Here is a 12,287-nt window from a genome sequence, read left to right on the forward strand (position 1 = left end):
GGAATAGCTCAGTTGGTAGAGCGCAACCTTGCCAAGGTTGAGGTCGCGAGTTCGAGACTCGTTTCCCGCTCCAAATTTCTCTCAAGCACACATTCTGGCCGCTATGCAAAATAGACGACAGTGTTAGAATAAAAAAGCTTGCTAGACCTACCGCCCGGATGGTGAAACTGGTAGACACAAGGGACTTAAAATCCCTCGGCTTAACGGCTGTGCCGGTTCGATTCCGGCTCCGGGCACCACATTGCTAATTCAATCCTGGTCAAGAATTGTCTTAATTAATATAAAATCAATAACTTACATTTATTTTTTATTAATTTATAGTTCCATAACTAGTCTTACTTCGCCTTTGCTTACCCCGATTTTTTTGGGTAATGTTGGGGTATCTGATATCCGTTGCATTCGGAGATACCTCTAAATGGCACTTACTGATACCCAATACGTAATGCTAAACCAGGCGATAAGCCTTATAAGCTCTAGGATCAAGCTGGGCTTTTCCTTCAAATCGCGCCATTTGTGGGGGTAAGTGGTGGCGTTTAGGTCACTTTTTTATTGATAGCTTAATGCGCGTTATTCTAGGAGAGGATAGCTATAACCAGCAAAAGGATTTTATTGTTCAACTCTGTCGGTTAGCGATTGAGTGTGATTGCCGTATTCACATCATTCACCACAACCGCAAAGGTGACGAGACAAAGCCCTCTGGTCGTTATGATGCTAAAGGGCCGGGCGTTATTGCTGATAACGTCGCTAACAGCCTCATAGTTTGGGCAAATAAGCAGGCAGTGCCAGGCATGCCGCAAACGCTATTGGTCGTGGATAAACAGCGGCTCGGTAAATGGGAGGGAGGTTTGGCTTTGAAGTTAAATCATGACAGTCTGACTTTTTCTGAATGCTGACCGCGTTCTTCATTTTCAACTCTAGTCCGTTAGGCTTATTTGAATTCTCCTGTATGTCACAAAAATAACATTTAATCCCAAGGATATTTGTACAAATATAATTATATTGAGGGATATATATGTTTAATCGATTTCCCAATCGCAGTATGGGTAAGGCTATTATAAGTGGACTTATCGCTTTTAATAGCCTGAGTGCTCAGGCCACGCTCACCTCTTACAATTCAAATGGTGTAGATTTGGTTTATAGCTCAGTCAGTGATGTGACATGGACTAAAGATGCGAATCTTTTAGGAACTATGATGGCAGAGCAAGGCTACACTACTATTGTTAATGCAATCATTGCATTAACTCCTATCATTTATAACGACCCAGATCTTTTTGATCCTTTTGTTCACTATCACAGCCTTTCCGCAGTAGATTTCAGATCTGACGATTTAGGGCGAACATCGTGGTATGGTGCTTTAGCTTTCGTTAACTATCTCAATGACAAAAATTATGGCGGCAGCTCTGAATGGCGTTTACCCACTACAAAAAGAGTAATTTTCAACCCTACAGATGCTTTAACAATTGCAAATGGTATTGATCCTGGAGAGGAGTATGCTGAACTAAGCTTCAGCGAGTTACGAGGTGAGTTTAACCAACCAATCGTTGATCAAAATAATATTTTCTATAATGATAAAGCTTACTTTTATTGGACTGGAAGCGAATACTGGTTACCTAATTCCGTATATTCATTTGATATGACCAATGGCATTCAATCGAACTATCGAAAGGTAAGCAACCTATTTTATGCCTGGGCGATTAGTCCAGGACAAATATCAGCAGTACCAGAGCCTAAGAGCCAAACTCTATTGTTAGCTGGGTTAGTTTTGCTGGGTATATCTAAAAGCTGGAACAAAGAGCATAAATAAACAGTAATTTAAATTTGGGGAGATTTTAAATGTTCAAATTCATAATACCAGTGGCACTATTTACCTTTTCAGTCGGCTCGATTGCGGGAGTTGGTGGCGGTGGTATGCCTGTTATCACATTTCCCTCGAATCCAACCCCAGCCACCCCTAGCCCTGGTGGTGCAATAGGAAACTTAAGCTGGGATGGTAGCAGTAGCTTTATTGAAAACTCAGCAAATGGTAAGCGTTACTTACAACTTGGTTTACTTAAGAACTACACCTATGAGCAAACCCTAAATGCAATATCTCCAACAGGAAAGTGGTCTGACTTTCATTTAGCAACGATTGATGAGGCTTATGAATTTGCAAACGCTGTATCTTCTGTAGAATTTAAGAATAATCCCGATTCTCCAATAGATACCTTTATGGCTGATACAAAAAATGCGTTCGAAGATGGGGTTTTAGGCAATAGTTACAATAGCGGCTTTGATCGCTTTTTTTACTTTTCCAATCCTAGCGAAAAGATGGTTGGAATATTGGATTTACACTCAGGTACTGACCAAGTATATTTCAGTGAATTATTCGGCACGTATGATCGGTATTGGTTTTCTCGGTATGCTCAATATGGGTCACAAGAAACAGGTTCTTGGTTACTTGTAAGCAACTATACCCTACCAAGTTCAGTGCCTGAACCAAGTCACTCATTCATGCTGTTGGCAGGCTTGGGACTCTTAGGGGCGGCTGTAAGGCGTAAATCTTAGTCTTAACTCATCTGCAAATTGTTCTCTTACCATTATTTACTCCGTTCAGTTTAATTAAACTGTAACGTTGTCTATCAAAGCGTGGGAAGTCAACTACGAAATAACAAAAATTAGCCACTTAGAAAGAGGTAATTTGTGAATGAGCATGCTTTCTCACCTTAGCCGATGAGAGATGACTAGTTAAAAATGTACATCAATTATAAAAATAATCTTCTCGCATTTAACTGAGTGCTTTCCCAACCCAGGTGCCGGTAATATCCTATCGCCGGTTCATTTTCAATATCGACCAATAGCTGGGCACGAGTCGCTCCTTTTTCTTTTGCCCAATCTAATGCTGACTGCAGTAGTTTTCTACCAATTCCTTGCTGTCTAAATTCTGCATGAACGATCATGTCCTCTACCCAAGCAGAGCGTGCTCCTTGTGCAGTAGAGATGACTAGTTGCGCACTAACCATGCCAATCAGTTTCTCATCTTCTGTAAATGCAGCTTTGATTACCCCATGTTCTGGTTGCGAAATCAGCATAATTAAACCGGCTTTTTGTTTCTCCATGTCCGGTTTGAAATCAGCTTCTATGCTAAATAGCGCATGCAGAAGGTTGGCGAGTTGAGCGGCATCTTTTTCTTGTGCATCTCGAATACTTATGACTGCGTCCATTCACTGCCTCCTGTATGATCAGCTGGATCGTGATGAATAATGGCCAGGAAACGGATGGGGACCTCTATGAGTCTGGCTGGCTGATGCGGCTGGTCTCCTCTAAAGGTCAGTGAGTCACCTGGCTCAAGTAAGAAAGTCTCCAAGCCTACCTTGTACTCTAATACCCCCTCCAGCATATGAATAAATTCAGTCCCGCCATGTTCAAAAGGGGGGAATTCTTCTGCCTGATCTTCCAGCGTGATTAAGAACGGCTCAAAAGTTTTTTGAGGCCCTTGGTCATAGGCTAATAAATGATATGTGTGGCCGAGCTTTGTGCCGCGGCGTACCACTTCCATACCATGCCCTTTTTTAACGAATTGTGCATTTCCTGAGGGAGCGTTGTAGTCGCGGAACAGCCTTGAAAGCGTTACGCCAAGCGCGTTGGCTACTTGTTCCAATGTTTCAAGACTGGTCGATACATGACCATTCTCAATTTTACTGAACATGCCAACACTAATATTCGCTCTCTCAGCGACATCGGCAATGGTCAGGCCATGTTGTTTTCTGACCTCTTTAATGACATTACCCAAGTGTTTACCCAAAGGTTTGGATTCTGTTTCAGTCATAGGGACAACATTTTTTTTCAAATCAGAGGTCATTGGCGGCTAAAACTCCCATATCCATACTTCTCGTTTAATTATCACAAGCCCAATCAATCAAGTGACGGCAAATCAAGTTTATGCTGGAGAATTAATTAACTAATCATCCTAGTCATTAACCCACCCTCAGCCACTTTTTAAGGCTATCCCCATGCTCTAAATGGGTTCATCAGTCCAAATTATGCACCAAATCATTGCAAAATAGGTAAATTTATTCCTGGTAGGAAAAAAATATTCATAAAGCCGTTGACAGCGGTTTTTGCAATGCGTATAAATGGAACTGTTGTTTCCTGATGGGAATAAAATTTTCATGTCGAGATTGATGTTGGATCGTTGCGGAGCGTTGAATGCCTCTAAGATTGCTTAAATATGCGTTGAGTAAAGAGTACAAAGAGACTCGGTTTTTTAGGGAGAATGTGACCCCTAAGAAAAGTTACGACGCAGTCATTATTGGTGGGGGCGGACACGGTTTGGCTGCTGCCTACTATCTGGCTAAAGACCATGGCATGACTAATATTGCCGTGCTTGAAAAAGGTTATTTGGGTGGCGGCAACACCGGTCGCAATACCACCATTGTCAGGTCTAATTACCTGACCCCAGAGGGCGTGAACTTCTATGATGCCAGTGTCAAAATATATGAAGGGTTGTCCGAAGAGTTAGATATCAATCTTTTTTATTCAACGCGCGGCCATTTCACATTGGCACATACTGAATCAGCGATGCGGACAATGCGTTGGCGCGCTGAAGTCAATAAACATGTGGGCGTGGACAGTTATGTCGTTGGTCCGGATGAGATTTCAAAAGCCTGCCCTCAGCTAGACATCAGCTGCAGTGGCCATGCGCCCATTCTAGGGGCTTTGTATCATGGGCCAGGTTCAGTGGCTCGGCATGACGCTGTCGCTTGGGGTTACGCCCGTGGCGCCGATAGGTTAGGTGTCGATATATTTCAGAGTACAGAGGTGACTGGCATCGATATCAAGGGCGGTAAGGTGCAAGGGGTACAAACGAGCCGAGGTTATATCTCTACTCCTAGAGTGCTTTCAGCGGTGGCAGGTTTCACTCCCCGCATTTGCAAAATGGCTGGCATCGATACGCCTATTGTCATTCATCCCTTGCAAGCCTGTGTGACTGAGCCAATGAAGCCCTGGCTGGATTCAATCCTGGTTTCCGGTAGCTTGCATGTCTACGTCAGTCAATCTTCCCGTGGCGAATTGGTCATGGGGTCTTCGCTGGATCCCTATGAGGTGCATTCGACCAGGTCTTCTTTAGACTTTGTGGAGGGGCTGACGTCTCACATGTTAGACATGTTCCCATTCCTCTCCAATGTGAAGATCGTCAGACAGTGGGGCGGGATGGCAGACATGACCCCTGACTTCTCTCCCATTATGGGCAAGACACCGGTGGAAGGCTTTTATCTCGATGCAGGCTGGGGAACATGGGGCTTCAAGGCTACACCGATCAGTGGAAAAACGATGGCTGCCACGATTGCTAACGATATGGCGCCAGATCTCATCAAGCCTTTCCGGCTTTCAAGATTTGAAGAGTACGAATTGACTGGCGAAAAAGGTGCGGCTTCGGTCGGTCACTAAGCATCAGGAAGATTGGAAATGAAATTACTTACTTGCCCGATTAATGGCGTGAGACCACTAAGCGAATTTGTCTTTGGTGGTGAGCTACGTGATATGCCCGAAGCTGAATGCAGCGACAAAGAGTGGGCTGACTATGTTTATAACCGCAATGGCGCGCCAGGGCTAAAAAAAGAATGGTGGTATCACTCTCCTAGCGGAACCTGGTTTGTTGCAGAAAGAGACACCTTAACAGACAACGTAGCACGTACCTACTTATACGAACAGGAAGCTGCTAAATGAGCATGAGGTTGCAAAATACTTCCGGTGAGTGGATCAATCGGAACAACAAAATCAAATTCTCATTTGAAGGTAAAGATTATGAGGGTTTTGAAGGCGATACGATTAGCAGCGCCTTGTGGGCGGCTGGCGAGAAAGTATTAGGGCGTAGTTTTAAATACCATCGCCCCAGAGGCATTTTTACCCTGGCAAATCATGACGTCAACATCATGGTGACGGATGGTGTCGATACCAATATCCGGGCCGATGTTGTTCAGCTTAAAGCGGGGATGAAACTCAAAGTCGTGAATGTTGATGGCGGGGTGTTGGCGGATAAGAAACGCTTTCTTGATTCGATATCGGCGCTTTTACCCGTTGGCTTTTATTACAAAGCATTTCATACCCCACGTGGTTTGTTTCCGTTTTGGGAGCGCATCATTCGCAACGCAGCTGGTTTGGGCGTGGTGAACTTTAACTATCCGCGTCTCTTAAAAAAGAAACAACATTCGCATTACGATCTCCTTGTGGTTGGCGCTGGCCCTGCAGGGTTGTCTGCTGCTTTGACTGCGGCCCGTGAAGGCTTAGAGGTGCTTTTGGTAGATGAAAATGCCAAGCCCGGCGGAAGTTTTGCTTACGACAATGCAGGCAATTCAGCGCATCACGAACAGTTAGCAAACATGTTGAATGAAGCACAAAGCCTGCCTAATTTGACAGTGAAAACGAACGCTTATGCAGCCGGATATTATTCTGATCATCTGATCCCAATTGTAGACGAATCTGGAATCACAAAAGTACGTGCTAAAGCTGTGATTGTTGCCAGTGGCGCCTTTGAGCAACCTCCTGTGTTCAGAAACAACGATCTACCGGGGGTCATGCTTGGTTCGGCCGCGCAACGTCTCATGGCACGATATGCCGTTAAGCCATTCTTGAAGGGCGTAGTCGTCACCGCTAATAGCCATGGCTACCGTGTAGCGCTTGATCTGGTTGCATCTGGCGTAGAGGTCGCGGCGATTGTTGATATGCGGGCGGGTGGAGAGACGGATGCCATTGCCAGTGTGGTCGCAAATAAAGGCATCCCAATCCATAACGGTGCCTGCATCTATGAAGCTGTGCCGGTATCCGGCAAGCTAGGCGTCAAAGGCGCGATTGTCGCGGATTACGATGAAGCCTCTGCGCAGGCCGATATTCGGAAATCCACGCAGATTGACTGCGACGGTATCGTCATGTGTGCAGGCTGGGCGCCTGCTGCTGCATTGCTTTATCAGGCTGGCACCGGCATGCGTTATGACGATCAAATACACCAATTCGTACCGTCAAGACTGCCCAATGGCATTTTCGCTGCAGGTAAGGTAAACGGTGTTTTTGGCTTGAATCAACGCCTTCAGGATGGCGCCCGTGCTGCCTCTGATGCCCTCAAGTATTTGGGGTATGTTGGAAACGACACCACCGTAGACAGTTTTTCCGGCTCATCGCCTAGCCATCCTTATCCGATTGAGATGCATCCCAAAGGTAAAAACTTTGTGGATTTCGACGAGGATATCAGCGTAAAAGATTTCATTCATGCGGCTCAGGAAGGCTTCGATAACATCGAATTAATGAAGCGTTTCACGACAGTTGGCATGGGGCCCAGCCAGGGCAAGCATTCAAACATGAATGCGATTCGAATTCTGGCGCGCATTAGAAGTCTTCCAGTCAATAAAATTGGCACGACAACGGCACGGCCCTTCTTTCATCCAACACCAATAGGCCATTTGGCAGGCAGGGGGTTGCATCCTCATCGAGATACCCCGCTGCATCAGTGGCACGCAGAACACGGTGCAGTGTTCACGGACGTTGGTGCATGGAAACGTCCAGCCTACTACAAAGTGGATGGGCAAACCAAAGATCAATCTATCCAGAACGAAGCAAAAGCGGTCAGAAGTGCAGCGGGCATCATTGATGTCAGTACCTTGGGCAAGATAGAGATTCATGGCGCCAATGCCGCTGAATTTTTGGAACGTTTTTACACTGGTAATTTTAAAGATCAAAGGGTTGGGCGCTCCCGATATGCCTTAATGCTGGACGAATCAGGGGTGATGGTAGATGACGGTGTCGCGTGCCGGATCGCAGAAAATTTCTTCTATGTGACCGCAAGTACCAGCAATGCCGCCGCGGTTTACCGTGAGATGCAGCGGTGGAATCAGATTTGGGGCCTGAATGTGACCTTCATCAATGTCACGGGCGCATATGGCGCGGTGAACATTGCCGGGCCATTGGCCAGAAAGGTGCTGCAGAAAATCACCCTTTTGGACCTTTCTGAAGACCAGTTTTTATTAGGTGCAGTGGCCGATACGTCCATAGCAGAAATAAAGGCACGTGTGATTCGCGTTGGATTTGTCTCTAACCAGGCCTATGAGATTCATGTACCTGCCTCAGCTGTGCTTAAGTTGTGGAATTTGCTGCTAGACAGTGGAAGCGTTGATGAACGTGTTAAACCATTTGGGACAGAGGCACAAAGATTGCTTCGATTGGAAATGGGCCACCCGTTAGTAGGACATGATACCGATGGTCTTACAAACCCCTTTGAGCTTGGTGCTGACTGGGCCATCAACCTCAATAAACCTTTCTTTATCGGTAAACGCAGTTTGCAAATTATCCGCAAACGTCCTCTGCTAAAAAAACTGGTGGCTTTTTCGTTTAAGCCAGATTTCCAGGGCCCTGTGCCATGTGAATGCAATTTAGTGATCAGCAAGAGTGGCCAGATTGAGGGCAGGGTCACCAGTCTATCCTTGAGTCCTACGCTGCAAAGATTCATCGGGTTTGCATATGTATCCCCAGCGAATACAACGTTGGGTGACGTCTTGAGTATTAGAACTGACAGCGGCCAGATGGTGGAGGCCTATGTTGTCCAGTCACCATTTATTGAAGGGGATTAAATATGGAAATGGTATTTGATCGACTCTCCCCCGTCAGTTTTGCGCAGTCAGGGTTAACGATGAAGAAAGCAATCTTGAACGGGATGGAGATCGTTCTAAGTTATGAAAATACGGATATCGAGATGCAAAGGATGAAGAAGCTCGGTATTTGTGATGTGAGCGCATTTTCCAGAGTAGGGATTAAAGGCGCAAAGGCCGTTGAATGGCTTGAGTCCAAAGGCTTTACCGTGCCAGAAGCACCCAATACATGGCGTAAAGATCACGCTGGCGGATTGGTGTTAAGACTTGGGCGGAGTGAGTTTTTATTGGAAGGTTTCCACCAGGGGCAGATTGCAATCAATGCAAATGATGCACCAGAGCATCTTTATGAAGTGGCGCGTTATGACGCTTCGTTCATTCTAAGCGGCGTGCATTTCCACAGTGCATTCAGTGAAATTTGTGCACTAGACCTGAGTGAAAGCGCGTTTGCTGCGGATGCTGTGTTGATGACCAGTGTGGCTGGCGTTTCTGTGACTTTAATCCGCCAATCGCTGAATGGGGAGCTGGTCTACCGCTTATGGTGCGATGGTAGCTATGGTAACTACATGTGGAGCACGCTCACCGAAATCGCCGGGGAGTTTGGCGGAGGCGCTGTTGGCCTGGATGTTCACTTCAAACAGATGATAACTAGTTCTTGATCGTTTCGAATTTTAATTAATAAATTTTAGGTGAGGCACTCAATGAAGTCTTTGCAGGAAGCACAAAAGTTTTTGCAGGAAAACAAGGTCAAGTACGTCCTTGCCCAATTCGTCGATATTCATGGGGTAGCCAAGGTAAAGTCCGTGCCGGCTGAGCATCTCAACGATATCCTGACGAAGGGCGCAGGTTTTGCTGGGGGTGCAATTTGGGGGACAGGCATTGCACCCAATGGCCCTGATTACATGGCGGTTGGTGAGTTGAGCACTATCGGCTTGGTGCCTTGGCAACCTGGTTATGCGAGAGTGGTGTGCGATGGGCATGTCAACAATAAACCGCATGAATATGACGCACGCGTCGTTCTTAAGAAGCAGATTGCCCGCTTGAACGAACGAGGATGGACTTTCTACACAGGATTAGAGCCAGAGTTCTCATTACTGCGTCGTGACGAACAGGGTCAGATTCAGCCGTTTGATGAAACGGATACGTTGCAAAAACCATGTTACGACTATAAAGGGATTACAAGACACGCTGAGTATCTGGGTAAGTTAACAGAATCGCTGATTGCGGCAGGGATGGATGTTTATCAAATTGATCATGAGGATGCGAATGGTCAGTTTGAAATTAACTACACTTACTCCGAATGCCTCAAAAGTGCAGATGATTACATTTTATTCAAGATGGCTGCGAGTGAAATCGCCAATGAGATGGGCATGATCTGCTCGTTCATGCCTAAGCCATTTAGCAATCGGCCTGGCAATGGTATGCACATGCATATGTCCATAGGGGATGGAGAAAAAAGCCTGTTCCAAGACGACAATGATCCCTCTGGTCTGGGGCTGTCTAGCCTGGCCTATCATTTCCTGGGTGGGATTCTTGCGCATGCCCCGGCACTGACCGCGTTATGTAATCCGACCGTAAACTCATACAAAAGGCTGGTCGTGGGGCGCTCATTAACCGGTTCAACCTGGGCGCCAGCGTATATCAGTTACGGTAACAATAACCGTTCGACATTGGTGCGTATTCCTTATGGCCGCCTAGAGCTGCGGCTCCCTGACGGTAGCTGTAATCCATATCTTGCCACCGCAGCCGTGATCGCAGCGGGCTTGGATGGCGTTGCCCGTCAGTTAAACCCTGGCAAAGGGCATGATGAGAATCTCTACGATTACAGCCCCGAGCAACTTCAAGCGTTGAAGATTGGCATACTTCCCCAGAATCTGGGTGAGGCATTGGATGCGCTTGAGAGTGATGCGGTCATCATGGATGCGCTAGGGGCAAATCTTGCCCAAGAGTTTTTAAAGATCAAACGCATGGAGTGGATAGATTATCAACGGCATGTCTCCCAGTGGGAAATTGATAGGTATGTTGAGTTCTTTTAATTGTTTGATGTGCGTGACGCATTGGTCATCGAACATGAAGTATTGATAGGAGAAAATGATGTGTGGGATTGTAGGATTACTGGTTAAAAACCAGAGTATGCGCGCAAATATCGGCCAATTGATGATGCCGATGCTGATTGGGATGACAGAGCGAGGGCCGGACTCTGCTGGCATGGCGGTGTTTACGTCGCCTGTGGATGCAAATGCGTTGAAATATAGTCTATACGCACCGACGGCAGATTTTAGCTGGAAGACATTGGAGCGAGACTTTAATTCTGAACACTCAGACCAAGTCACTCTCGCGGTGAAGGGGAATCATGCGATTCTCACCTCCGCAGTGGACACCGTGAAAGTAAAAAGCTGGATCAAGCAAGCCTATCCGCAGATTCATATCCTTTCTGTGGGTCAATCGATCGACGTGTACAAAGATACCGGCCTGCCTGCCGATGTGGCTGCGCGTTACGATTTGCCAGCGTTGAGTGGCACGCATTTGGTCGGGCATACACGGATGGCGACTGAATCTGCCATTACCCCAGCGCATGCGCATCCATTCACAGCGGGCACAGACTGGTGCCTAGTGCACAATGGATCTCTTTCTAACCCCAACAGCCTCCGTCGCAAGCTGCAACATGAAGGGATCAATTTTGAAACCGACAATGACACTGAAGCAGCCTGCCGCTTCCTTGAGTGGCGTATGCGTGAAGGTGACGATTTGAAAACAGCCCTGGAACATGGTTTCGACGAGCTGGATGGTTTCTATACATTGCTGATGGGTACCAAAGATCAATTGGCCTTGGTGAGGGATCCATTTGCATGTAAGCCTGCAGTGGTCGCGGAGCATGATGATTATGTCGCGATCGCTTCAGAGTTTCGCTCTTTGGCCCACCTTCCTGATGTGAAGAATGCTCACGTTTTTGAACCTTCACCAAAGGAGATGTACGTATGGAAAGTCTAAAATTTGACTTGGAAAATACCGAGTTGCGTACCGTGAATCAATATCTGCATCGTCCTGCAGCAGAGTTGAGTGGTAAAAACGTGGTCATTAGCAACCCCAATGGGGCTCACAACATCGCAGTCGGCCTGAATGCTGAGGTGAATGTCACGATCGATGGTCACGCCGGATATTACGCCGCAGGTATGAACCAACTGGCGACAGTCACTGTGACCGGCAGTGCATCTACTGGTGTGGCGGAGAATATGATGTCAGGCGTAGTGCATGTGAAAGGTTTCGCTTCTAATGCTGCTGGCGCAACGGCACAAGGTGGTTTGTTAATCATTGACGGTGACGCCGGGCTGCGCTGCGGCATCTCGCTCAAAGGGGCTGATATTGTGGTTGGCGGTTCTGTGGGCAGCTTTTCCGCATTCATGGCACAAGCTGGCAATCTGGTGGTGCTTGGAGACGCAGGTGAGGCATTAGGCGACTCATTATACGAAGCTAGACTCTTTGTGCGCGGTAACGTCAAGAGCCTGGGTGCCGATTGTGAAGAGAAGGAGATGGATCAGGAGTCACGCAATATTTTAGTGGACCTTCTGGCCAAATCCGGGCACGCAGAGGTGGATCCGGATAGCTTCAAATTATTTGGCTCTGCACGCACTCTCTATAACTTCCATGTTGATAACGCAGGAGCATATTAAT

At 46.8% G+C, this 12,287-nt stretch carries 12 protein-coding genes and 1 tRNA gene; 11 read left to right on the forward strand and 2 right to left on the reverse strand.

The genetic code is table 11. The features are described 5' to 3' along the window. Nucleotides 1–152 precede the first annotated feature (152 nt). The 4 genes from ACIDF8_RS11355 (at nt 153) to ACIDF8_RS11370 (ending at nt 2,544) form a co-directional block, all read left to right on the forward strand. A tRNA-Leu gene (locus tag ACIDF8_RS11355) sits at nt 153–239 on the forward strand. 321 nt (nt 240–560) lie between these two features. Next, a complete protein-coding gene (locus tag ACIDF8_RS11360; protein WP_412010730.1) occupies nt 561–893 on the forward strand; it encodes a hypothetical protein in 333 nt (110 codons plus the stop codon). Nucleotides 894–1,012: 119 nt separating this feature from the next. Continuing rightward, complete coding sequence (locus ACIDF8_RS11365) at nt 1,013–1,804, forward strand: DUF1566 domain-containing protein (protein WP_412010731.1); 792 nt, start codon at nt 1,013–1,015, stop codon at nt 1,802–1,804. A 29-nt stretch (nt 1,805–1,833) separates the two neighbouring features. After that, the gene (locus tag ACIDF8_RS11370) at nt 1,834–2,544 is read left to right on the forward strand and encodes a PEP-CTERM sorting domain-containing protein (protein WP_412010732.1); all 711 of its coding nucleotides are present in this window, start codon (nt 1,834–1,836) and stop codon (nt 2,542–2,544) included. A gap of 197 nt (nt 2,545–2,741) precedes the next feature. On the opposite strand, the gene ACIDF8_RS11375 is transcribed toward ACIDF8_RS11370, so the two are convergent. Together ACIDF8_RS11375 and ACIDF8_RS11380 are read right to left on the reverse strand one after the other, a co-directional pair. After that, a complete protein-coding gene (locus ACIDF8_RS11375) occupies nt 2,742–3,200 on the reverse strand; it encodes a GNAT family N-acetyltransferase (RefSeq protein WP_412010733.1) in 459 nt (152 codons plus the stop codon). Continuing rightward, nucleotides 3,185–3,838, reverse strand: a complete 654-nt coding sequence (locus ACIDF8_RS11380) for a helix-turn-helix domain-containing protein (RefSeq protein WP_412010734.1) — start codon at nt 3,836–3,838, stop codon at nt 3,185–3,187. Before ACIDF8_RS11380 ends, ACIDF8_RS11375 begins: the two co-directional genes overlap by 16 nt. Before the next feature lie 347 nt (nt 3,839–4,185). Here ACIDF8_RS11380 and ACIDF8_RS11385 point away from each other — a divergent pair, with 347 nt between their 5' ends. From ACIDF8_RS11385 to ACIDF8_RS11415, 7 genes are read left to right on the forward strand one after another with little or no spacing between them, the layout of a single operon-like run. Then, entirely contained in the window at nt 4,186–5,427 is a 1,242-nt protein-coding gene (locus ACIDF8_RS11385) for an FAD-dependent oxidoreductase (protein WP_194746956.1), read from the forward strand. Nucleotides 5,428–5,445: 18 nt separating this feature from the next. Continuing rightward, nucleotides 5,446–5,706: a sarcosine oxidase subunit delta gene (locus ACIDF8_RS11390; RefSeq protein ID WP_018987286.1), complete on the forward strand. Its 261-nt coding sequence runs from the start codon at nt 5,446–5,448 to the stop codon at nt 5,704–5,706. Next, nucleotides 5,703–8,597, forward strand: coding sequence for a 2Fe-2S iron-sulfur cluster-binding protein (locus ACIDF8_RS11395; RefSeq protein ID WP_412010735.1), 2,895 nt, complete (start codon nt 5,703–5,705; stop codon nt 8,595–8,597). The genes ACIDF8_RS11390 and ACIDF8_RS11395 overlap by 4 nt, the downstream gene beginning before the upstream one ends. Nucleotides 8,598–8,599: 2 nt before the next feature. Then, a complete protein-coding gene (locus ACIDF8_RS11400; protein WP_412010736.1) occupies nt 8,600–9,274 on the forward strand; it encodes a sarcosine oxidase subunit gamma in 675 nt (224 codons plus the stop codon). Nucleotides 9,275–9,316: 42 nt separating this feature from the next. Further along, a complete protein-coding gene (gene glnT, locus ACIDF8_RS11405) occupies nt 9,317–10,651 on the forward strand; it encodes a type III glutamate--ammonia ligase (protein WP_412010737.1) in 1,335 nt (444 codons plus the stop codon). A 58-nt stretch (nt 10,652–10,709) separates the two neighbouring features. Beyond that, a complete protein-coding gene (locus ACIDF8_RS11410; protein WP_412010738.1) occupies nt 10,710–11,606 on the forward strand; it encodes a class II glutamine amidotransferase in 897 nt (298 codons plus the stop codon). Beyond that, entirely contained in the window at nt 11,594–12,286 is a 693-nt protein-coding gene (locus ACIDF8_RS11415; RefSeq protein WP_018987291.1) for a protein glxC, read from the forward strand. Before ACIDF8_RS11410 ends, ACIDF8_RS11415 begins: the two co-directional genes overlap by 13 nt. The last annotated feature ends 1 nt before the right edge of the window (nt 12,287 follow it).

The sequence above is a fragment of the Methylophilus sp. 3sh_L genome, from assembly GCF_046766015.1.
Lineage (GTDB): Bacteria > Pseudomonadota > Gammaproteobacteria > Burkholderiales > Methylophilaceae > Methylophilus.

What these genes read in the sequence shown, in the direction of transcription:
- ACIDF8_RS11375 (WP_412010733.1), bottom strand. Translation starts at nt 3,200, where the DNA reads ATGGACGCAGTCATAAGTATTCGAGATGCACAAGAAAAAGATGCCGCT.
- ACIDF8_RS11400 (WP_412010736.1), top strand. Translation starts at nt 8,600, where the DNA reads ATGGAAATGGTATTTGATCGACTCTCCCCCGTCAGTTTTGCGCAGTCA.
- ACIDF8_RS11385 (WP_194746956.1), top strand. Translation starts at nt 4,186, where the DNA reads ATGCCTCTAAGATTGCTTAAATATGCGTTGAGTAAAGAGTACAAAGAG.
- ACIDF8_RS11395 (WP_412010735.1), top strand. Translation starts at nt 5,703, where the DNA reads ATGAGCATGAGGTTGCAAAATACTTCCGGTGAGTGGATCAATCGGAAC.
- ACIDF8_RS11415 (WP_018987291.1), top strand. Translation starts at nt 11,594, where the DNA reads ATGGAAAGTCTAAAATTTGACTTGGAAAATACCGAGTTGCGTACCGTG.
- ACIDF8_RS11360 (WP_412010730.1), top strand. Translation starts at nt 561, where the DNA reads ATGCGCGTTATTCTAGGAGAGGATAGCTATAACCAGCAAAAGGATTTT.
- ACIDF8_RS11410 (WP_412010738.1), top strand. Translation starts at nt 10,710, where the DNA reads ATGTGTGGGATTGTAGGATTACTGGTTAAAAACCAGAGTATGCGCGCA.
- glnT (WP_412010737.1), top strand. Translation starts at nt 9,317, where the DNA reads ATGAAGTCTTTGCAGGAAGCACAAAAGTTTTTGCAGGAAAACAAGGTC.
- ACIDF8_RS11390 (WP_018987286.1), top strand. Translation starts at nt 5,446, where the DNA reads ATGAAATTACTTACTTGCCCGATTAATGGCGTGAGACCACTAAGCGAA.
- ACIDF8_RS11370 (WP_412010732.1), top strand. Translation starts at nt 1,834, where the DNA reads ATGTTCAAATTCATAATACCAGTGGCACTATTTACCTTTTCAGTCGGC.
- ACIDF8_RS11365 (WP_412010731.1), top strand. Translation starts at nt 1,013, where the DNA reads ATGTTTAATCGATTTCCCAATCGCAGTATGGGTAAGGCTATTATAAGT.
- ACIDF8_RS11380 (WP_412010734.1), bottom strand. Translation starts at nt 3,838, where the DNA reads ATGACCTCTGATTTGAAAAAAAATGTTGTCCCTATGACTGAAACAGAA.